The sequence below is a fragment of the Amycolatopsis sp. NPDC114484 genome, from assembly GCF_055633755.1.
Genome location: NZ_JBVKDQ010000048.1, coordinates 1 through 19,299, shown reverse-complemented (window position 1 = coordinate 19,299; position 19,299 = coordinate 1). Strand labels below are relative to the sequence as shown.

22 protein-coding genes are annotated in these 19,299 nt (G+C 69.1%); 12 read left to right on the top strand and 10 right to left on the bottom strand.

Translation table 11 applies throughout. The features are described 5' to 3' along the window. Positions 1-11: 11 nt before the first annotated feature. Genes ACZ7SW_RS46005 through ACZ7SW_RS45995 form a run of 3 tightly spaced genes read left to right on the top strand, consistent with a single transcriptional unit; the run spans position 12 to position 1,272 of the window. Positions 12-296 carry an Lrp/AsnC family transcriptional regulator gene (locus tag ACZ7SW_RS46005; protein ID WP_009074830.1) on the top strand — a complete coding sequence of 95 codons (285 nt, stop codon included), beginning with the start codon at positions 12-14 and terminating at the stop codon, positions 294-296. A 39-nt stretch (positions 297-335) separates the two neighbouring features. Continuing rightward, positions 336-788 carry a GNAT family N-acetyltransferase gene (locus ACZ7SW_RS46000; protein ID WP_470236696.1) on the top strand — a complete coding sequence of 151 codons (453 nt, stop codon included), beginning with the start codon at positions 336-338 and terminating at the stop codon, positions 786-788. A gap of 28 nt (positions 789-816) precedes the next feature. Then, positions 817-1,272: a GNAT family N-acetyltransferase gene (locus ACZ7SW_RS45995; RefSeq protein WP_470236695.1), complete on the top strand. Its 456-nt coding sequence runs from the start codon at positions 817-819 to the stop codon at positions 1,270-1,272. Positions 1,273-1,360: 88 nt separating this feature from the next. Here the strand turns inward: ACZ7SW_RS45995 and qcrB are convergent, their stop codons facing one another. The 4 genes from qcrB to ctaE are packed head-to-tail and all read right to left on the bottom strand — an operon-like array spanning position 1,361 to position 5,664. Continuing rightward, a complete protein-coding gene (gene qcrB, locus ACZ7SW_RS45990) occupies positions 1,361-3,019 on the bottom strand; it encodes a cytochrome bc1 complex cytochrome b subunit (RefSeq protein ID WP_470236694.1) in 1,659 nt (552 codons plus the stop codon). Continuing rightward, a complete protein-coding gene (gene qcrA / locus ACZ7SW_RS45985) occupies positions 3,016-4,167 on the bottom strand; it encodes a cytochrome bc1 complex Rieske iron-sulfur subunit (protein WP_470236693.1) in 1,152 nt (383 codons plus the stop codon). The genes qcrB and qcrA overlap by 4 nt, the downstream gene beginning before the upstream one ends. Further along, positions 4,164-4,982, bottom strand: coding sequence for a cytochrome bc1 complex diheme cytochrome c subunit (qcrC, locus tag ACZ7SW_RS45980; protein ID WP_470236692.1), 819 nt, complete (start codon positions 4,980-4,982; stop codon positions 4,164-4,166). The genes qcrA and qcrC overlap by 4 nt, the downstream gene beginning before the upstream one ends. Positions 4,983-5,037: 55 nt before the next feature. Then, positions 5,038-5,664: an aa3-type cytochrome oxidase subunit III gene (gene ctaE / locus ACZ7SW_RS45975; protein ID WP_451998383.1), complete on the bottom strand. Its 627-nt coding sequence runs from the start codon at positions 5,662-5,664 to the stop codon at positions 5,038-5,040. A 107-nt stretch (positions 5,665-5,771) separates the two neighbouring features. Here ctaE and ACZ7SW_RS45970 point away from each other — a divergent pair, with 107 nt between their 5' ends. The 3 genes from ACZ7SW_RS45970 to trpD all read left to right on the top strand — a co-directional run bounded on the left by ACZ7SW_RS45970 (position 5,772) and on the right by trpD (position 7,721). Beyond that, positions 5,772-6,197 carry a hypothetical protein gene (locus ACZ7SW_RS45970; RefSeq protein ID WP_470236691.1) on the top strand — a complete coding sequence of 142 codons (426 nt, stop codon included), beginning with the start codon at positions 5,772-5,774 and terminating at the stop codon, positions 6,195-6,197. A gap of 61 nt (positions 6,198-6,258) precedes the next feature. Next, positions 6,259-6,672, top strand: a complete 414-nt coding sequence (locus tag ACZ7SW_RS45965; protein WP_470236690.1) for a hypothetical protein — start codon at positions 6,259-6,261, stop codon at positions 6,670-6,672. Positions 6,673-6,677: 5 nt separating this feature from the next. Beyond that, positions 6,678-7,721: an anthranilate phosphoribosyltransferase gene (gene trpD, locus ACZ7SW_RS45960; protein ID WP_470236689.1), complete on the top strand. Its 1,044-nt coding sequence runs from the start codon at positions 6,678-6,680 to the stop codon at positions 7,719-7,721. 63 nt (positions 7,722-7,784) lie between these two features. Here the strand turns inward: trpD and ACZ7SW_RS45955 are convergent, their stop codons facing one another. Beyond that, positions 7,785-8,750, bottom strand: a complete 966-nt coding sequence (locus ACZ7SW_RS45955; RefSeq protein ID WP_470236688.1) for a GlxA family transcriptional regulator — start codon at positions 8,748-8,750, stop codon at positions 7,785-7,787. A gap of 83 nt (positions 8,751-8,833) precedes the next feature. Here ACZ7SW_RS45955 and ACZ7SW_RS45950 point away from each other — a divergent pair, with 83 nt between their 5' ends. After that, on the top strand, positions 8,834-9,742 hold the full coding sequence (locus ACZ7SW_RS45950; protein ID WP_470236687.1) for a DMT family transporter: 909 nt from the start codon (positions 8,834-8,836) through the stop codon (positions 9,740-9,742). Between the two features lie 11 nt (positions 9,743-9,753). On the opposite strand, the gene ACZ7SW_RS45945 is transcribed toward ACZ7SW_RS45950, so the two are convergent. Both ACZ7SW_RS45945 and ctaC read right to left on the bottom strand, forming a co-directional pair. Next, positions 9,754-10,176 carry a cytochrome c oxidase subunit 4 gene (locus ACZ7SW_RS45945; RefSeq protein ID WP_470236686.1) on the bottom strand — a complete coding sequence of 141 codons (423 nt, stop codon included), beginning with the start codon at positions 10,174-10,176 and terminating at the stop codon, positions 9,754-9,756. Positions 10,177-10,208: 32 nt separating this feature from the next. Continuing rightward, entirely contained in the window at positions 10,209-11,156 is a 948-nt protein-coding gene (gene ctaC / locus ACZ7SW_RS45940) for an aa3-type cytochrome oxidase subunit II (RefSeq protein ID WP_470236685.1), read from the bottom strand. 212 nt (positions 11,157-11,368) lie between these two features. Between ctaC and asnB the strand changes: the two genes are divergently transcribed. Then, the gene (asnB, locus tag ACZ7SW_RS45935) at positions 11,369-13,303 is read left to right on the top strand and encodes an asparagine synthase (glutamine-hydrolyzing) (RefSeq protein ID WP_470236684.1); all 1,935 of its coding nucleotides are present in this window, start codon (positions 11,369-11,371) and stop codon (positions 13,301-13,303) included. Positions 13,304-13,563: 260 nt separating this feature from the next. Here asnB and ACZ7SW_RS45930 read toward each other — a convergent pair whose 3' ends face one another. Beyond that, positions 13,564-14,553 (bottom strand): carbohydrate kinase family protein, encoded by a 990-nt coding sequence (locus tag ACZ7SW_RS45930; protein WP_470236683.1) that lies wholly within the window; start codon positions 14,551-14,553, stop codon positions 13,564-13,566. Between the two features lie 154 nt (positions 14,554-14,707). On the opposite strand from ACZ7SW_RS45930, the gene ACZ7SW_RS45925 reads away from it, so the two are divergent. Continuing rightward, on the top strand, positions 14,708-14,893 hold the full coding sequence (locus ACZ7SW_RS45925; RefSeq protein WP_470236682.1) for a hypothetical protein: 186 nt from the start codon (positions 14,708-14,710) through the stop codon (positions 14,891-14,893). A gap of 98 nt (positions 14,894-14,991) precedes the next feature. On the opposite strand, the gene ACZ7SW_RS45920 is transcribed toward ACZ7SW_RS45925, so the two are convergent. Further along, a complete protein-coding gene (locus ACZ7SW_RS45920) occupies positions 14,992-15,369 on the bottom strand; it encodes a HesB/IscA family protein (RefSeq protein WP_037809530.1) in 378 nt (125 codons plus the stop codon). 144 nt (positions 15,370-15,513) lie between these two features. Between ACZ7SW_RS45920 and ACZ7SW_RS45915 the strand changes: the two genes are divergently transcribed. Further along, entirely contained in the window at positions 15,514-16,173 is a 660-nt protein-coding gene (locus ACZ7SW_RS45915; RefSeq protein ID WP_470236681.1) for a DUF3043 domain-containing protein, read from the top strand. A 54-nt stretch (positions 16,174-16,227) separates the two neighbouring features. Beyond that, positions 16,228-17,217 (top strand): aldo/keto reductase family protein, encoded by a 990-nt coding sequence (locus ACZ7SW_RS45910; RefSeq protein ID WP_470236680.1) that lies wholly within the window; start codon positions 16,228-16,230, stop codon positions 17,215-17,217. Positions 17,218-17,320: 103 nt separating this feature from the next. On the opposite strand, the gene ACZ7SW_RS45905 is transcribed toward ACZ7SW_RS45910, so the two are convergent. Continuing rightward, positions 17,321-18,013, bottom strand: a complete 693-nt coding sequence (locus tag ACZ7SW_RS45905) for an IspD/TarI family cytidylyltransferase (protein ID WP_470236679.1) — start codon at positions 18,011-18,013, stop codon at positions 17,321-17,323. Between the two features lie 79 nt (positions 18,014-18,092). Between ACZ7SW_RS45905 and cobT the strand changes: the two genes are divergently transcribed. Next, complete coding sequence (gene cobT / locus ACZ7SW_RS45900) at positions 18,093-19,163, top strand: nicotinate-nucleotide--dimethylbenzimidazole phosphoribosyltransferase (RefSeq protein WP_470236678.1); 1,071 nt, start codon at positions 18,093-18,095, stop codon at positions 19,161-19,163. Positions 19,164-19,299: the final 136 nt, after the last annotated feature.

Genomic DNA, 19,299 nt, shown 5'->3' with positions numbered 1-19,299 from the left:
GGAGGAACGCTGTGATCACGGCGATCGTGCTGATCAACGTAGAGGCCGAGGAGATCCCGCAGGCCGCGCAGGCGATCGCGGACCTCGACCAGGTGTCCGAGGTCTACTCGTGCGCCGGGGACGTCGACCTCATCGCCACCGTGCGCGTGCAGGCCCACGAAGACCTCGCCGACCTGATTCCCGGCCGCATCGGCAAAGTCCGCGGCGTGCTCGACACCGTCACCCACATCGCGTTCCGGTCCTACTCGCGCGCCGACACCGACTCCGCGTTCGAGATCGGCGTCGAAGGAGCCTGAACCGCCGGAATTGTCGTACCCCGGGCTAACGTCCGGGGCATGACGACGCTGCGGTTGGCCGAGGTCACCAGCGACAACGTGGGAGCGGCCTGCGATCTGTCGGTGGCACCCCACCAGGAGCACTACGTGGCCCCGGTCGCCCGGTCGCTGGCCGAGGCTTACACCCAGCCGGACACGGCCTGGCCCAGGCTGGTCTACGCCGGGGACGAGCTCGTCGGCTTCGTCATGGCCGCCTTCGATCCGGACTGTCCGATCGACTACTTCCGTTGCGGCATCTGGCGATTGAACATCGCCGCCGGGCACCAGAAGAAGGGCTACGGGAAGTTCGCCGTCGAGGCGGTACTGGCCGAAGCACGCCGGCGCGGGGCCGAATCGGCGACGGTGCTCTGGGAACCGGGCGAGCACAGCCCGGAGCCGTTCTATCTGCGGCTGGGTTTCCGGCCCACCGGCCAGCTCCACGAGGGCGAGGTCGTCGCCCACATCCGGCTCTGAACCCTCCGGCCGCGCTACCGTACTTCGCATGACGACCCCGCGTCTGGTCGAACTCACTGTCGACAACGTGGACGATGCCTGCGACCTCAAAGTGGCGAAGCGCCAGCGGGATTACGTAACCTCCGTCGCCCGCTCGCTCGCCGAGGCCTACGTCCAGCCCGACATCGCCTGGCCGAGGCTGATCTACGCCGGAAAGAAGCCCGTCGGCTTCGTCATGGCGGCCTTCGACCCGGAAAATCCGGTCCACTACTACCGCAACTACCTCTGGCGGCTGAACATCGCCGCCAAACACCAGAAAAAGGGCTACGGCCGGTTCGCGGTCGAAGCGGTGCTGGCCGAAGCACGCCGCCGCGAGGCCGAATCGGTCACGGTCATGTGGGTGCCGGGCAAGCACAGCCCGGGCCCCTTCTACCGGCTGCTGGGCTTCCGGCCGACCGGCGAAATCGACGACGACGACGAAATAGTCGCCCGCATCCGGCTCTGACCCGCAGCACTCACAGCACCCCAGCACCCCCAGCACAGCAGAAGGCCCCTTCCTCGCCGTGAGGAAGGGGCCTTCTGAGCTAGCGGACTCAGTGCCCGGAACCGACCTCGGTCGACTCCTCGGACCCTTCGACCTGCGCCTTGCCGTTCCCGTGGCCGTTGCCGCGAGCGCGGTCGAGCGCCTTCGACTCCTCCGCCGGGTCCGGCGTCCAGATCGAACCCGGGACGGCGTGGCCCGCGGTGCCGAGCTTGTTCATCTTCTTCGGCACCGACGCGCCCTGGTACTCGAGCGGGATGGCGTGGCCGTGGCTGTCCGTGCCGGCCAGCGGCTGGTGGATCTCGATGAACTCGCCGTGCGGCAGCCGCTTGATAATGCCGGTCTCGACGCCGTGCTCCAGCACTTCCCGGTCGGACCGCTGCAGGCCGAGGCAGATCCGGTAGGTGAAGAAGTACGCGAGCGGCGGCACGATCAGCACGCCGATGCGCCCGGCCCACGTCGTCGCGTTCAGCGAGATGTCGAACTGGTCGGCGATGACGTCGTTGAAGCCGGACAGTTCGAGCATCGCGAAGAACCCGAGCGCCATCATGCCCAGCGAGGTGCGGACCGGTGCGTCACGCGGCCGCTGGAGCAGGTTGTGGTGCGCGGTGTCCTTCGACAGCTTGCGTTCCAGGAACGGATACCCGAGCAGCAGCGCGAACAGGATCGGCATCCCGATCCCGCCGGCGAAGAACACCGCCGGGACCGTGTAGTTGCCCAGGTAAAGCTCCCAGGCGGGCCAGATCCGGAGAATGCCGTCCGCCCAGGCCATGTAGAAGTCCGGCTGGGACCCCGCGGACACCATCGACGGGTTGTACGGCCCGAAGTTCCACACCGGGTTGATCTGGAACAGGCCGGACATCAGCGCCAGCACGCCCACGACCAGGGTGAAGAACGCGCCGCCCTTGAGGGCGAAGTACGGCATGATCCGCACGCCGACGACGTTGGTCTCCTTGCGCCGCACGCCCGGGAACTGGGTGTGCTTCTGGTACCAGACCAGCGCCAGGTGCGCGCCGATCAGCGCCAGCATGATGCCCGGGATCAGCAGGATGTGCAGCGTGTAGAGCCGGGGGATGATCTGGTCGCCGGGGAACTCCCCGCCGAACAGGGCCCAGTGGATCCAGGTGCCGATCACCGGCACCGACAGCACGATGCCGGACAGGGTCGCGCGGATACCGGTGCCGGACAGCAGGTCGTCCGGGAGCGAGTAGCCGAAGAAGCCCTCGAACATGCCCAGGATCAGCAGCAGGCCGCCGATGACCCAGTTCGCCTCGCGCGGCTTGCGGAACGCGCCGGTGAAGAAGATCCGGAGCATGTGCACCATCATCGACGCGACGAAGATCAGCGCCGCCCAGTGGTGCAGCTGCCGCACGAACAGGCCGCCGCGCACGTCGAACGAGAGGTCCAGCGTGGTGCGGAACGCCTGGGACATTTGCATGCCCTGCATGTTCGTGAAGCTGCCGTGATAGGTGACCTCCTGCATGGAGGGGTCGAAGAACAGCGTCAGGTACACCCCGGACAGCAGGATGACGATGAAGCTGTACAGGGCGATCTCGCCCAGCAGGAAGGACCAGTGGGTCGGGAACACCTTGTTCAACTGGTGCCGCAGGCCCTTGGCCAGCTTGTACCGCTGGTCCGCGTTGTCCGCGGCCTCGCCCAGGTGCTTCTGGAGTGCGCTCGTGCCCTTGGTCGGCGTGGTGAGTGAACTCATGACTTACGCTCCCAGAAGGCCGGTCCGATGGCCTCGTTGAAGTCGCCCTTCGCGATCAAGTATCCCTCTTCGTCAACCGTGATCGGAAGCTGGGCCAGCGGACGGGTCGCCGGGCCGAAGATCGGCTTCGCGTAGTGCAGGGCGTCGAACTGCGACTGGTGGCACGGGCAGAGGATGCGGTTCGTGCGCTGCTCGTACAGGGAGGTCGGGCAGCCGACGTGGCTGCAGATCTTCGTGTACGCGTAGTAGTCGCCGAAGTTGTAGTCCTCCTGGCCCTTGCGCTTGACCACGCGCGCGGCGTCGGTCGGGCGCAGCCGGATGAGCATGACCGGGTTGTCGACCCGCATCAGCGCCGCGGCCAGGGCCTTCTCGTCGCCCTTCTCCGATTCGCGGTACGGGAAGACCGTCTCCATCGCGCCCGCGTCCAGGTCCTCGGCCTTGACCAGCGCGACACCGTGCTTGACGTCCGCTTCGAGGTCGCCGGTGTTGCGGCGCAGGTAGACCTTCTCGCCCTTGAAGTTCGGCAGCCAGCCGGTGTGCCAGAGGCCGTCCTTGTTGTCGCTGTCCTTCCACGGGTCCTTGATGAAGGACGCGATCGGAAGGGCCGCCACCGCGAGGCCGAGCGCGCCCGCGCCCGCGCCGGCGGTGCGCTTGATCAGCGACCGGCGGGCGATGCCGTTGCGGGTCCCGGCGTCGGCCAGGTGGGCCAGGATGGTGGCCCGGTCGACCTCGGCCGACGGACCGTCGCCGCGCTGCTGCACCGAGGTCTCGTGCGGGACGAACTTCTTGGTGTAGAGGATCACGCCGATGCCGAGCGACAGCACCGCGAGACCGAGCGTGACGCCGAGCGCCGGGGTGTAGAGGCTGTAGGTCGCGTGCCCGCTCGGGTCGCTCGGGTCCTTGTACTCCCACCACTTCGGCCAGGCCATCACGACCACGAACGCCAGGCCGGCGAGCGCGGACAGGGCGAACCAGAACGCGACGAGGCGCTGTGCGCGCCGCTCCGCGCGGGTGCCCTCGACCGGCCACGGTTCCGGGTAGTCGACGATTTCGACGCCGTCCAGCTGACCGCCGAGCTTCAGCAGCTCGTCGCGGTCCATCTCAGCCAGCTCCGCCTCCGAGGGCGGCTTGGGCCCTTCGGCACTCATGCCTTCGATCCAATCCACAGCGTAATGCCGACGAGCGCGGCGATTCCGACGACGAAGGCGACGACGCCTTCGGAGGCGGGGCCGACCCCGCCGAGACCGTTGCCGCCCGGGTCGTTGTTGCCGTCGGACACCGACTTGACGTAGGCGATGATGTCCTTCTTCTCCTCCGCGCTGAGCTGGCGGTCGGAGAACTTCGGCATGTTCTGCGGCCCGGTGAGCATCGCGTCGTAGATCTGCTCCTCGGTGGCCGGGTCGAGCGGCGGCGCGTACTTGCCCGCCGACAGCGCGCCCCCGCGGCCGGTGAAGTTGTGGCACGAGGCGCAGTTGAGCCGGAACAGCTCGCCGCCGCGGGCCGGGTCGTTGCCGCGCAGCGCCTCGCCGCGCTCCTCCGGACGCTGCGCGCCGCCGCCGTGCGCCTGCACGTAGGCGCCGACCGCGTCGATCTCGCTCGGCGTCAGCTTCGGCGGCTTGCGGGCGATCTGCGCCTCCTGGCGCGCCGCGGGCATCCGGCCGGACGAAGTCTGGAAGTAGACGGCCGCGTCGCCGATGCCGATGAGGCTCGGACCGCGGTCCTTGACGCCCTCGAGGTTCGCGCCGTGGCATTCGATGCAGGTGTTGTTGTAGACCTGCTCGCCCTGGCGCAGCAGCGCCGGGTCGCCCTGTGCCTGCGCGGTCTGCGGTTCCGGGGCGAAGACGGCGTACAGGGCGCCGGCCCCCACCAGGGCGACGCCGAGTGCGAGCACGCCCGCGAGGCGCCTGCGCATCTTCGAGCGCGCGCGGAACCGGCGCTCCGAGGATTTGGTGCTGGTGGTCATCTTGCGGCAACCCTTGCTGTCAGTTCAGGCCGTTTTGTGGTGGGCGGTGCGGAGATCAGGGAAGGATGTAGATCACCGCGAAGAGGCCGACCCACACGATGTCGACGAAGTGCCAGTAGTACGACACGACGATCGCCGAGGTGGCCTGCGCCGGAGTGAACTTGCTGAGCTTCGTGCGGACCAGCAGGAACACGAAGGCGATGAGCCCGCCGATCACGTGCAGGCCGTGGAAACCGGTCGCGAGGTAGAACACCGTTCCGAACGGGCCGGACGGGATCGTCAGCCCCTCCTCGACGAGGTTGTGGTACTCGTTCGCCTGCCCGGCCACGAAGATCGCGCCCATGATCAGCGTCACGATGTACCAGCGCCGCAGCCCGTAGACGTCGCCCCGCTCCGCGGCGAACACGCCGAACTGGCAGGTCAGCGACGACAGCACGAGGATCACCGTGAACGGGATCGCGTACGCGACGTTGAGGTGGAACTCCTCGCCGTGCAACGGCGGCGGCCAGGACGCCCCGGCCGGGTTCTGCGCCTTGACGGTGAAGAACATGGCGAACAGTCCGGCGAAGAACATCAGTTCGCTGGACAGCCACACGACGGTGCCGACACTGACCATGTTCGGCCGGTTCAGCGAGTGGACCCGCTGGCTGATGGTGGGAGCTGCCGTTGTCACGGATCGCATTATGTCCTCTCGCGACCGCACCCCGCCCGCCGGGTCTGCGGCGGGTCGTGGGAGCTTCGCGTCACACCCGCGCGCGAGAGGCGGACCAGCACCGGAAGGAGCTACTCGTGAGTTGGCTGGAGAAGCTCCGTGACCTGGTGAGAAAGCCGGAAAACGCGGTTCTCGACCCGGACGCGCCCGGTCTGCGGGTCGTCGTTTCGGCGTTCGACCCGTCCGTCGCGGACTCCGCGGTGCTCGCCGATTCACCCGGCTGGGCAAGCGAAGCGCTCGCGGTGCTGGTGCACCATCTCGTGCTTCCGGCGGACCGGATCGCCGACGCGGCGGCGATTCTCGCCCAGGACGGCTACGACCTGCGCGAGCAGGGCCGCGACGGCGACCGGGTGCTGGCGCACGCGCGGCGGGTGCAGGTGCTGGACGCCCTGCACTGCGCCCAGGAACGGTCCCGGATGGCCGGGCTGGCGCAGCGGCTCGGCGGCGACGCGCCGGGCTGGGAGGCGCGGCAACCGGGTGACTCGCCTACCGCGTCCGCGTGAGATGCGTCTCGGCGGATACGATCGCGGCTGTTCCACCCGTGACGAGACGGAGGCGTGCTCAATGAGCGAGCAGTCCCAGCGGATCCTGGTGTTCAGCCACAAGGCCGAGGTCCGCGAGGCGATCATGAACGCCGTCGGCAGGCGCCCGGCGGCCGACCTCGGCCGCGTCGAGTGGGTCGAGGCGGGCGGCATCGCCGACGTGCTCGCCGAAATGGACGCGGGCTCGGTCGACCTCGCGATCCTCGACGGCGAGGCGCAGCCGACCGGCGGCATCGGCCTGACCCGCCAGCTCAAGCACGAGATCGCCGACTGCCCGCCGGTCATCGTGGCCGTCCGCCGCCGCGACGACCGATGGCTCGCCACCTGGGCGCTCGCCGACGCCGTGCTGGTGCACCCGCTCGACCCGCTGACCGCGGCGGAGACCGTCGCCGGCGTGCTGCGCGCCGGGCGGGTCCCCGCCGTCAACGGCGGCTGAGCCCGGTGGGCGCCACCCCGCACACCTGGCCCGCGCTGCTCACCCGGCTCATCGCCGGCGAGGACCTGGCGGGCGAGGACACGGCATGGGCGATGGACCAGATCATGTCCGGCAGTGCCGGACAGGCGCAGATCGGCGGCTTCGCGGTCGCGCTGCGCGCCAAGGGCGAAACGCCCGCGGAGATCTCCGGCATGGCCGACGCGATGCTCTCGCACGCCCGGCGGATCACGCTGAGCCGTCCGGCGGTGGACATCGTCGGCACCGGCGGCGACCGGTCGAACTCGGTGAACATCTCCACGATGGCGACGATCGTCACGGCGGCGGCGGGCGCGCCGGTGGCCAAGCACGGCAACCGGAGCGCGTCGTCGAAGTCCGGCGCGGCCGACGTGCTGGAAACCCTCGGCGTGAAGATCGACCTGCCGCCGGAGGCGGTGCTCGCGTCGCTCGAGGAGATCGGCATCGGGTTCTGCTTCGCGCCGGCGTTCCACCCGGCGTTCCGGCACACCGGCCCGCCGCGGCGCGAACTGGGCGTGCCGACCACGTTCAACCTGCTGGGCCCGCTGACCAACCCGGCACAGCCGCAAAGCGCGCTGATCGGCTGCGCCTACGCCGACAAGACCCGTGCCCTGGCGGAGATTTTCGCCGGACGCGGGATGTCGGTGCTGGTGGCCCGCGGCGACGACGGACTGGACGAGATCACCACCACGACGACGACGTCGGTCCTGGTGGTCTCCGGCGGCACGGTGACGGAACGCACCCTCGATCCGCTGTCGCTCGACATCCCGCGCGCCACGGCCGAGGACCTGCGCGGCGGCGACGCGGCGGCGAACGCGGAGGTCGTCCGGGAACTGGTCAGCGGCAAGACCGGTCCGGTGCGCGACGCGGTGGTGCTGAACGCCGCCGCCGCGCTGGCCGCTTTCACGGGCTTCTCCGATTCGCTCGAGGACGACTTGGCGGCTGGGCTGGACCGAGCACGCCAGGCCATCGACAGCGGTGCGGCAGCGGCACTGCTGGACCGGTGGATCGCGTTTTCCTCGACTGGCCGCTGACCTCGGTACCTCCAACGTCCGTGAGGGGAACCCCGCGGGAATCTGATTCCCGCGGGGTTCCCCTCACGGACTTCTGCGGAAAGCGGTCCGGTAAGCGCTGGGCGTAGTCGAGCGCAGCCGCGAGAACTGGTGCCGCAACGCGGCCGCAGACGCGTATCCGCACGCCGCGGCGATGTCATCCACTGAGAGCGAGCCCTCCTCCAGCAGCGCCTGCGCCCGGTCGAGGCGGCGTTCGGTCAGCCAGCGGTGCGGCGTCGTCCCGGTGGCCGCGGAAAACCGGCGCAGGAACGTCCGCTCCCCCAACCCGCTGCGGCGAGCCAACTCCGCGACGGTGAACGGCTGATTCAGCCGTCGTTCCACCCATTCGAGTGCCTCGGCCACCACCGCGTCGTCCGGCGCGGCCGTCGCGGGCACCGGTGCCTGCACGAACTGCGCCTGCCCGCCGGCGCGATGCGGTGCCGCCACCATCCGCCGGGCCAGCGCCGTCGCCGCCGCGACGCCGCGCAACCGGCGCACGAGATGCAGGCACAAATCCACCGCGGCAACCGTTCCAGCGCTGGTGAACACGCCGTCGTCGTCCGCGTAGAGGGCTTGCGGATCTACTTCCGCAGCAGGAAACAAGCGACGGAATTCCGGCTCGTAGATCCAGTGCACGGTGCAGCGGCGGTCGTCCAGAAGTCCCGCGTAGCCAAGGGAAAACACTCCCGCGCAGAATCCGGCCACCCACGCGCCGCGTTCCCGCGCGGCGCGCAACGCGTCCAGCAACGGTTCCGGCGGCGGCGCGGTCCGCGGCGCCTGGGTGGGCACAATCACCAAATCCGCCGACGCCGCGAAGTCGAGATCGTGCAGCCCGGCGAGGCCGAATCCGGACCAGCTGGCGACTTCCGCCCCCTTCGGCGAGCACACGCCGAAGTCCCAGCCAGGCATGCCGTCCGCGCTCCGGTCGGTGCCGAACACCTCGCACGCGACCCCCAGCTCGAACGGCGAAACCCGGTCCGCGAGCAGTACGGCGACCCGTTGCACGTCCATGCCGCCCAGGATGTCACAAGTTTTGCGGTCATTGTCATCTCTGACACTGGTTGAGCGTCGCCGCGAAGGCGAACCTGGGACGCATGAAGAACCCCGAATCCCGCCCGGTCCTGCAGTGGTCCGCCGCGATGGCGCTGTCCGGGACGATCGGCGCGGTCGTGCTCGAAAGCGGCGCGGCCACCCCGGCTGTCGCGTTCGCCCGCTGCCTCGTCGGCGGCGTCCTGTTGGTCGTCTGGTCCCTTGCCCGCGGCTGGTTCCGCGACTGGCGCCCGACCCGCCGCGATCTGCTGCTCGCCGTCGCCGGTGGTCTGCTGCTGGTCGGCAACTGGGTGCTGCTGTTCGCGTCCTACTCGCTGTCGTCCATCGGCGTCAGCACCGTCGTCTACCACACCCAGCCGCTGATCCTGGTCGGAATGGCGGCGATGTTCCTCGGCGAGAAGGTCGGGCGTTCGCACCTCATGCGGGCGGGCGTGGCTTTCGCCGGAGTTGTCGTGATTTCCCTTTCCGCACAAGGAGATGACGGACAACCGGTGCGATTCGCCGGGATCGCGCTCGCCCTCGGCGCGGCGTTGCTCTACGCCGGTGCGTCATTCATCGCGAAGCAGCTCAAGCACATCCGGCCGCATCTGCTCGCCGCGGTGCAGCTGACGGTCGGCGCGATCGTGCTCGCGCCCGCGCTGATGTTCACGCCGCTGCCGAGTTCGGCTCCGGGACTGCTGTGGCTCCTGCTCCTGGGCACGGTGCACACGGCGGTGATGTACGTGCTGATGTACGCGAGCATCGGCAAGCTGCCGACCACGACGGTGGCGCTGCTGTCCTACCTGTACCCGGTGGTGGCGGTCGTGGTGGACATGCTCGCGTTCGGCCACCGGCTCACCTGGGCCGAGGGCGCGGGGATGCTGGCCGTGCTCGCCGCCGCGCTGGCTCCGCAGCGCTCCAAGGCGGACACGCGAAACGCCCAGCCGGGAATTCCCAGCCGGGCGTCTCGGTGAAGCGGAAGAACTCAGTCGTGGTCCGGGCTGGTGTGGTACTCGAACACGAGCCCGCCCACGGCGATGAGCAGGGCCACGATCGCCATCACGAGCAGCCAGATGTGGAAGAACGCGAGGGCGAGGCCGGCCAGTCCGGCCGCCGCGGCCAGCGCGACCGGCCAGTAGCTGCCCGGGCTGAAGAAGCCCAGCTCGCCGGCGCCGTCGCTGATCTCGGCGTCCTCGCGGTCCTCCGGACGCTCCTCGATCCGGCGGGACACGAACTGCATGTAGCTGCCGGCGAGGAACGCCAGGCCGCCGGTCAGGAACAGCGCGACGATGCCGACCGGCTCGGCCTTCTGGTCGGTGGTGAAGAGCGCGGTCATGACCCAGTAGACGGCGGTCATGAGGACGGCAAACCCCGCCACCATGTAGAAAATCCGGGCTTCGACCTTCATGGGATTGGTCCCCTGCTCCTTCTGGTTCGCCGTCAGTTGGACGCGGTGCGCGCGGTGCGGTCGGTGTTGAACGGCTTCGTGGTCACCGCGTACGGGCTGCACAGCTCGCCGCAGTTCATCGAAGCCAGCGCCTCGGACGCGGTGTTCGGCTTGCCGGTCTTCGGGTTCGTCTGGGTGCGCAGCTTGAGGTACTGGTCGTACTTGTCCGGGGACAAGGCCCGCACCTCGAAGTTCATCACCGAATGGTACGTCCCGCACAGCTCGGCGCAGCGGCCGACGAACGAGCCCTCGCGGTCGATCGAGTTCTGGAACGAGCTGTCCTGGTTGTTCTTCTCCGGGTCCGGCATCACGTCGCGCTTGAAGTTGAACTCCGGGACCCAGAACGAGTGGATGACGTCCGTCGAGCGGAGCCGGTACTCGATGGTCTTGGTGGTCGGCAGCACGAGCAGCGGGATCTCGCCGGAGGAGCCGACGGTGCTCACCTGGGTGCCGTCCGCGCGCTTGGCAGCGTCGCCCTCGTACTTGAACTCCCAGTTCCACTGGAAGGCGATCACGTCGACGACGACGTCCGGGTTCGGCTTCTTGTCGAGGACCTTGCTCTCGGTCGTCGCGGTGAAGAAGAACAGCACGCAGACCATGATCGTCGGGAGGACGACCGTGAAGATCTCCAGCGGGATGTTGTACTGGAACTGCCGCGGGAGGTCCTCGGGACCTTCGGCGGCGGCGCCCTTCTTCTTGCGGTGGAAGATCGCGGTCCAGAAGATCAGGGCCCACACGATCACGCCGACGACGAGCGCGGCGATGACCGTCCACGTCCAGAGAGTGCGCATCTGGTCGGCCTGCGGCGTGACGCCCTTGGGCCAGCCGAAGCGGAGGATCTCGTCTCCCGAGCAGCCCGTCGCGGTCAGCGCCACCAGCACGGCCAGCGCGGCGACACGCCCGACCCGCTTACCCACCGGGGTGCGCTCTGGTTTTCCCACTGCGCCCTGCCCTTTCACCCAACAGGCCCTCTCACACCGGGCCTTCTTCGACCGATCTTCGTGACAGGCGGAGCCTAGCCGAGTTGGCCGCTCCCGCTGACCAAGGGGTGACCAGTTGCGCCGCGCGTCACCCGCGTTCCGGGCGACGGGCCCCGCCCCGGCATACTGGGCCCTTCCCCGGACCGGCCCGACCCTGAGGTGTGTGAGTACACGTGTGCGGCCTGCTTGGACTGATCTGCGCGACCGAAAACGACGCCGCGGACGCCCGTGCGAGCGTCGGGGCGGCGATGCGCTGCCAGCGCCACCGCGGCCCTGACGAGCAGGACACCTGGGCCGACGCCGAGGTCGTGTACGGCTTCAACCGGCTCGCCTTCATCGACGTCGACCACGCGCACCAGCCGCTGGTGTGGGGTCCGCCGGAGGCTCCGGGCCGGTACACGCTGAACTTCAACGGCGAGATCTACAACTACCGCGAGCTGCGCGACGAGCTGGCCGAAAAATTCGGTGCGAAATTCGCCACTGAAGGCGACGGCGAGGCGATCGTCGCGGCTTATCACTACCTCGGGGACAAAGCGGTCGAAAAGCTGCGCGGCATGTTCGCGTTCCTGATCTGGGATTCGGCCGAAAAGGTGGTTTTCGGCGCGCGCGACCCGTTCGGCATCAAACCGCTCTACTACAGCGCCGGCCCGAAGGGCACCGCGTTCTCCAGCGAGAAGAAGAGCCTGCTGGAGCTGTCGGACACGCTCGGCGTCGCGCAGGAGCTGGACCGCACGGCCCTGCAGCACTACCTGGTCCTGCAGTACGTGCCGGAGCCGGAGTCGCTGCACACCGCGATCCGCCGCGTCGAATCCGGCACCTCGTTCCGGCTCACTCCGGGCGGGAAGGTCGAGGTCACCCGCTACTTCCACCCGAAGTTCGCCGCGAAGCCGGTGAACAACCAGGCCGAGGCCGACGCGCTGTACGAGCGCATCGCCGACGTGATGCGCGACTCGGTCGGCAAGCACATGATCTCCGACCCGGACGTCACGGTCGGCGCGTTCCTCTCCGGCGGCATCGACTCCACCGCGACCGCGACGCTCGCGAAGGAGCACAACCCGAACCTCATCGCGTTCACCACCGGGTTCGAGCGCGAGGGCTACTCCGAGGTGGACGTCGCCGCGGAATCGGCCGCCGCGATCGGCGTGAAGCACGTGGTCCGCACGGTGTCGGCGGACGAGATGATGGAAGCGCTGCCGCTCATCGTCTGGTACCTGGACGACCCGGTCGCCGACCCGGCGCTGGTCCCGCTGTGGTTCATCGCCCGCGAGGCGCGCAAGCACGTGAAGGCCGTGCTGTCCGGCGAAGGCGCGGACGAACTGTTCGGCGGCTACACGATCTACGGCGAGCCGATCTCGCTGGCCCCGTTCGAGAAAATCCCCGGCGGCGTACGCAAGCTGCTCGGCAAGGTGTCCACGAAGATCCCGGAAGGCACCCGAGGCAAGGACCTCCTGCGCCGCGGCGCGCTTCCGCTGGAAGACCGCTACTACGGCAACGCCCGCAACTTCCGCGACGAGCAGCTGCGCGCCGTGCTGCGGACGTACGAGGAAGGCGTCGGCTTCAAGGACGTCACCGCCCCTTGGTACGACGTCTCCCGAGGCTGGGACCCGGTCGCCCGCATGCAGCACGTGGATCTCTACACCTGGCTGCGCGGCGACATCCTGGTCAAGGCGGACAAGGTCACCATGGCGAACTCGCTGGAACTGCGGGTGCCGTTCCTGGACGCCGAGGTGTTCAAGGTCGCCGCTTCGATCCCGCTGGACCAGAAACTCGCGCACGGCACCACGAAGTACGCGCTGCGCCAAGCCCTGGCGAAGATCATCCCCGGCCACGTGCTGAACCGGAAGAAACTGGGCTTCCCAGTCCCGATTCGACTGTGGCTGCGCAACGAGATGTACGACTGGGCCCGCGGCATCATCAACGACTCGAAGACCGACGAACTCCTGGACAAGAACGCCGTTCTGCGCCTGCTGGACGAGCACAAGGAAGGCCAACTGGACCGCAGCCGCCAACTGTGGGCCCTGCTGGTGTTCATGCTGTGGCACGGAATCTTCGTGGAACACCGCATCAAGCCAGAAATCCCAGAACCGGTCTACCCAGTCAAACTCTGAAGGACGTGAGGGGGGCCTTGAGGGAATCAGATTCCCTCAAGGCCCCCCTCACGTCCCTAAACCGCACCGACGCACCAAACCAACCAGGCACCCACACCACCCCCGCACCCCGATACGAAGCCAAAAATGCGGACGGCGGGTGCTTGTCAAGGCATCTTTCCCGCCTTGACAAGCACCCGCCGTCCGTCATCACAATCAAGCTTCGGGGTGCCCCACTAAAACCAGGGCGCGATGTCGCCGCCAGGCGACGAGCAGCCCCCTCAACCAGGCAACACAGCAGCCACTTCCTCAGCAGCCTCCGGCCCGAAAGCCTCCCCCAGCCGACTCAACGCCTCCGCCCGCTCAAGAGTCCACTCCTGCGTCCCCACAGTCTCCAAAACCAGCACCGCGATCAAACACCCCAGCTGCGCGGCCCGCTCCAAACCGAGCCCACCGTCGATCGCGGCGAGGAACCCGGCCCGGAACCCGTCCCCCACGCCCGTGGGATCAGCCTTCCCGCGCTCCGGCACCGCCCCGATCTGCAACGCGGTCCCGTCCCGCCCCACGATCTCCACGCCCTTCTCCCCGAGCGTGGTGATCCGCAGCCCGACCCGTTCCAGGACGTCCGCCTCGGTCCACCCGGTCTTCTGCAGCAACAACTCCCACTCGTAGTCATTGCTGAACAGATACTTCGCCCCCTCGACGAACGACCGCACCTGCGCCCCGTCCATCCGAGCCAGCTGCTGCGACGGGTCGACCGCGAAGGTGTACCCCCGCTGACGGCACTCCTGCGCGTGCCGGACCATCCCCTCGGGATCGTCCGGGCTGATCAGCACCAGCCCCAGCCCGCCGACCCGGTCCGAGATCGGCCCCATCTCGATATTGCGGGACTCCGCCATCGCGCCCGCGTAGAACGTCGCGATCTGGCACATGTCCTCGTCGGTGGTGCACACGAAGCGCGCGGTGTGCGCGACCTCGGACACCAGCACGCCCGAGGTGTCCACGCCGTGCCGCTGCAGCCACGACTGGTAGTCCGCCCAGTCCTGGCCCACGGCCCCAACGAGCACCGGCCGCACGCCGAGCACTCCAAGGCCGAACGCGATGTTCGCGCCGATGCCGCCGCGGCGCACGACGAGGTCGTCGGCGAGGAAGCTCAACGACACCCGGTGCAGCTGCTCGGCGACGAGCTGCTCGGCGAACCTCCCCGGGAAGTGCATCAGATGGTCTGTCGCGATGCTGCCCGACACGGCGATCCTGGGCTTGTCTGCCACCGGTTCTCCTCACGAGGTGGATGAGCTGTCTTTTCGCGCCCTGACGCAAGTTACCCGCTGGTCATGACCCTTCCGGGTAGTTTCCGCGCCACGTTCCGACACTACCGGCCGGTACTCGTTTCCCGTTCAAGTCCGGCTGAATAGCGTGGCATTCGTGAACCTCGCGACCGAACCGGAAACCATCGGCGACCTGATCGCCGACTGCGCCCACCTCCCGTCCGCGCTGCGCCCCGAGCAAGACGCTGACCAGGCACGACTGCCCCGGCCGAGGGCCGCGCGGCCGTGGACGGTCGACGACGCCTGCCACGCACAGGTCGCCGACCTCGACGCGTACGTCTGACCCCGCGGATCTCCGCAGCAGTTGAACGGCCCGCGGGCCGTTCAAACGAACAACGGGCCCCGGCGCGCAAGCGTCGGGGCCCGTTGTCGGCTCTGGGCTCAGTGGAAGCTGTCGCCGCAGGCGCAGGAACCCGTGGCGTTCGGGTTGTCGATCGTGAAGCCCTGCTTCTCGATGGTGTCGACGAAGTCGATGACGGCCTCGGACACGTACGGTGCGCTCATCCGGTCCACGGCGACCTGGAGGCCGTCGAAGTCGCGGAACAGGTCGCCGTCAAGCGTGCGCTCGTCGAAGAACAGCTGGTAGCGCAGGCCAGCACAGCCGCCGGGCTGCACGGCGATGCGCAGGTGCATGTCGTCGCGGCCCTCCTGTTCGAGCAGCGCCTTCGCCTTGGCGGCCGCGGCGTCGGTCAACGTCACGCCGTGGGTCTCCTCGGCGGTCTCGGCCGCAGCCGCACCGGTCTGCTCAGCGGTCGTCATGGCACTCCCTCTTTGGTCGAACTCGCTGCGGGTACATCTCGTGTCTTACGCACAACACGGGACTCGCCCGATCTGTTCCCCTCCATCGTCGCATATGGAACGACCTGGTGAACAAAGCCGTGACGCCTGCAATACCCTGGTGAGGTGAGGTTCCTGCGCCGAAGCACCACTGACCCCGCCGCCGACGACTCCGCGGCCGAGGCCGCCGCTGTCGATTCCCCGGTCACGAGCAAGTCGTACACGCCGGGAAAGGGCAAGGCCACGCCGAAGCGGCGCGAGGCCGAGGGACGCAAGCGCGGGCCGGTCGCGGCCCCGCCCACCTCGATGCGCGAAGCGATGAAGCGCAACAAGGAACTGCGCAAGGCCAACCCGGTCAGCAAGGAAGACCGCAAGGAGGCCGCCCGGCAGCGCCGCGAGCGGATGATGTCGGGCGACGACAAGTACCTGCCGCCGCGCGACAAGGGCCCGGTCAAGGCGTACGTGCGCGACCTGGTCGACTCCCGGCGCAACATCCTCGGCCTGTTCATGCCGCTGGCGATCCTGGTGTTCCTCGCGCTGCTGGTCCCCGCGCCGGCGGTGCAGCAGTACATCACCCTGGTCTGCATGGCGATGCTGCTGGTCATGGCCATCGAGGGCTTCGTGAACGGCCGCAAGATCTCGAAGCTGGTCCGCGAACGCTTCCCGAAGGAACCGGCGACGGCCACCCGCGGCGTCGGCTGGTACGCCTTCGTCCGCGCGAGCCAGATCCGCAAGCTGCGCGTGCCGAAGCCGCGGCTGAAGGCCGGGGACCCGATCCCCAACTGAGCCGTGCGGCACACAGGTCGTTAGCCTCGCGAACGAAACGTTTACCCTGTGGGCATGGAGTTTCGACGTCTCGGCCGCAGCGGCCTCAACATCAGTGAGATCTCCTACGGCAACTGGCTGACCCACGGGTCCCAGGTCGAGGAGGACCAGGCGCAGGCCTGCATCAAGGCGGCGCTCGACGCCGGCATCACGACTTTCGACACGGCTGACGTCTACGCCAACACCGCCGCGGAGTCGGTGCTCGGGCGCGGGCTGAAGGGCCAGCGCCGGGAGAGCCTGGAGATCTTCACGAAGGTCTTCTGGCCGACCGGTCCGAAGGGCCCGAACGACAAGGGCCTCTCGCGCAAGCACATCGTCGAGTCGGCCAACGCGTCGCTCAAGCGGCTCGGCACCGACTACGTCGACCTCTACCAGGCGCACCGCTTCGATCGCACGGTGCCGCTGGAAGAGACGATGCAGGCGTTCGCCGACCTGGTCCGCCAGGGCAAGGCGCTCTACATCGGCGTCTCGGAGTGGAACGCCGAGCAGATCTCGCGCGGCGCGGCGCTCGCCCGGGAGCTGAAGATCCCGTTCGTGTCGAACCAGCCGCAGTACTCGATGCTGTGGCGGGTCATCGAATCGCAGGTCGTGCCCGCTTCCGAGCGCGAGGGCCTGAGCCAGATCGTCTGGTCGCCGGTGGCGCAGGGCGTGCTGACCGGCAAGTACAAGGTGGGCCAGCCGCTGCCCGCCGGTTCGCGCGCGACCGACGAGAACGGCGGCGCGAACATGGTGAAGCGTTTCCTCGACGAGAAGACCCTCGCCGCGGTCGCGAAGCTGGAGCCGCTGGCGGCCGACGCCGGACTGTCGATGGCGCAGCTGGCCATCGCGTGGGTGCTGCAGAACCCGAACGTCGCGTCGGCGATCATCGGGGCCTCGCGGCCGGAGCAGGTCTACGACAACGTCAAGGCCGCGGGCGTCAAGCTGGAGCCGGAGCTGCTGACCGCGATCGACGAGGCGCTCGGCGACGTCGTGATCAGCGACCCGGCGCTCACCGTCGCCCCCTGAGCACCGCAGCCGGGTTCGCCCCGGCGAAAGTCCGTGACGGGCTCCTTGCGGGAATCTGATTCCCTCAAAGCCCTTCACGGACCTCCTGCGGGCACTGCGGCGATCACCGCAGCAGAAACCGCTCCGCCACCGCGAGGTCGTGCGGATAGGTGATCTTCACGTTCTCCGCGCTGCCGGGCACCCACCGCACCGGCAGCGCGGAGAACCGCTCCATGCACGAGGCCGTGTCCGTGCCGAGAAACCCTTCCGCGGCGGCCTGTTCGTAGGCCGCCAGCAGCGGTCGCGCCCGGAAGCCCTGCGGGGTCTGCACCCGGATCGCGCCGGGCAGCGGGCCCGCCACCGTGTCCGGCCCGGCCATCGAGACCACGTCGTCCGCGGCCAGGCCCGGCACCGCTCCCCCGTCTTCCCGGGTCCGCTCCAGCACCGCGGAGATCAGCTCCGGCGTCACCAGCGGGCGGGCCCCGTCGTGCAGCAGCACGGAATCCACTGTCCCGTCGGCGATTCGCGGCGCGAGATGGCGCAGCGCGTTCAGCTCGGAGGCCTGCCGCGTCGGGCCGCCGGTCACGAGCTCCACCGGAACCGGCAGGCCCGCCAGCACCTCTTCGGCCAGCGGCGCGTCCTCGGGACGGATGACCAGCACCAGCACGCCGATCCCGGCCGCCGCGGCGAACGCGTCCAGCGACCACGCCACCACGCGCCTGCCCGCCACCGGCAGGTAAACCTTGTTCAGCGCGGCCCCCACCCGGGTCCCCGCACCACTGGCCAGCACGACCCCGGCCGCCGTCGATTCCCGCACGCCGACCGACCCTAAGGGCCCCGCCCCGGCGGCGGTAGGTTGGGCGCCGGGACGCCCAGCGGCGAAAGGAAACCTGGCTGTGGACACCGGCGAAACGGGCATCGAGTTCGGCGAGATCGAACCGCCGAGCGACCAGGCCCGGTCGGGCGCGATCGCGCTGCACGACAAGCTCGTCAAACCCGCGGGTTCGCTCGGCAGGCTGGAAGAGCTGGGCGTGTGGATCTCCTCGTGCCAGGGCCAGGCCCCGCCGCGGCCGTTCACCCGGCCGCGCGTCGTCGTGTTCGCCGGCGATCACGGCATCGCGAAGAAGGGCGTCTCGGCGTATCCGCAGGAGGTCACGTCGCAGCTCGTCGGGACCATGCTGACCGGCGGCGCGGCGATCAACGTGCTCGCCGCGGCGGCGGGCGCGGGCGTGCGCGTGGTCGACATGGCCGTGGACACCGAGGAATCCGCGATGCGGTCGATCGGCGAGTTCAAGGTGCGCCGCGGTTCCGGCTCGATCGACGTCGAGGACGCGCTCACCGACGCCGAGGTCCGGGCCGCGGTCAACGCCGGCCGGAAGGTCGCCGACGCGGAGGTCGACGGCGGCGCGGACCTGCTGATCGCGGGCGACCTCGGGATCGGCAACAGCACCCCGGCGTCGGTGCTGGTCGCGGCGCTGACCGGCAGCGAGCCGGTCGCCGTGGTCGGCCGGGGGTCGGGCATCGACGACAACACCTGGATGCGCAAGGCCGCCGCGGTCCGCGACGCGCTGCGCCGGGCTCGTGCGGTGCTGGCCGACCCGCTGGCGCTGCTGCGGACGTCCTCGGGTGCGGACATCGCCGCGATGGCGGGATTTCTCGCTCAGGCGGCAGTCCGCCGCACGCCCGTGGTGCTCGACGGGCTGGTGGTCTGCTCCGCCGCGCTCGTCGCCGAAGAACTCGCTCCCGGCGCCCGCCGCTGGTGGATGTCCGGGCAGCTCACCGGCGAACCCGCGCACGCGCTCGCGCTGGAGCACCTGGACCTCGGCGCGCTGCTCGACCTCGACGTCCGTCTCGGCGAAGGCACCGGCGCGGTCACCGCGCTGCCGCTGCTGATGATGGCCAGCCGCGTGCTCGCGGAAATGACCACGCACGAGCAATCCGGCGTCTCCGGCCCGCTCTCGTCCTGAAAGCCGTGAGGGGAACCCTGAGGGAATCTGATTCCCTCAGAGGGTGTTGCGGAACCTGGGTGGTTAGTCGTCGTGGTCTTGGGCTAGGCGGCGTGCTGCTTCGGTTTCGATGGGGCCGCGGGGTTCGATGTGCTCG

Excerpts from the sequence above, each read along its gene's own strand:
- ACZ7SW_RS45910 (WP_470236680.1), top strand. The coding sequence starts at position 16,228 with ATGGAGTTTCGACGTCTCGGCCGCAGCGGCCTCAACATCAGTGAGATC.
- qcrB (WP_470236694.1), bottom strand. The coding sequence starts at position 3,019 with ATGAGTTCACTCACCACGCCGACCAAGGGCACGAGCGCACTCCAGAAG.
- qcrC (WP_470236692.1), bottom strand. The coding sequence starts at position 4,982 with ATGACCACCAGCACCAAATCCTCGGAGCGCCGGTTCCGCGCGCGCTCG.
- ACZ7SW_RS45965 (WP_470236690.1), top strand. The coding sequence starts at position 6,259 with ATGAGCGAGCAGTCCCAGCGGATCCTGGTGTTCAGCCACAAGGCCGAG.
- ACZ7SW_RS46000 (WP_470236696.1), top strand. The coding sequence starts at position 336 with ATGACGACGCTGCGGTTGGCCGAGGTCACCAGCGACAACGTGGGAGCG.
- qcrA (WP_470236693.1), bottom strand. The coding sequence starts at position 4,167 with ATGAGTGCCGAAGGGCCCAAGCCGCCCTCGGAGGCGGAGCTGGCTGAG.
- ctaE (WP_451998383.1), bottom strand. The coding sequence starts at position 5,664 with ATGCGATCCGTGACAACGGCAGCTCCCACCATCAGCCAGCGGGTCCAC.
- ACZ7SW_RS45920 (WP_037809530.1), bottom strand. The coding sequence starts at position 15,369 with ATGACGACCGCTGAGCAGACCGGTGCGGCTGCGGCCGAGACCGCCGAG.
- ACZ7SW_RS45995 (WP_470236695.1), top strand. The coding sequence starts at position 817 with ATGACGACCCCGCGTCTGGTCGAACTCACTGTCGACAACGTGGACGAT.
- ACZ7SW_RS45945 (WP_470236686.1), bottom strand. The coding sequence starts at position 10,176 with ATGAAGGTCGAAGCCCGGATTTTCTACATGGTGGCGGGGTTTGCCGTC.
- ACZ7SW_RS45950 (WP_470236687.1), top strand. The coding sequence starts at position 8,834 with ATGAAGAACCCCGAATCCCGCCCGGTCCTGCAGTGGTCCGCCGCGATG.
- ACZ7SW_RS45955 (WP_470236688.1), bottom strand. The coding sequence starts at position 8,750 with ATGGACGTGCAACGGGTCGCCGTACTGCTCGCGGACCGGGTTTCGCCG.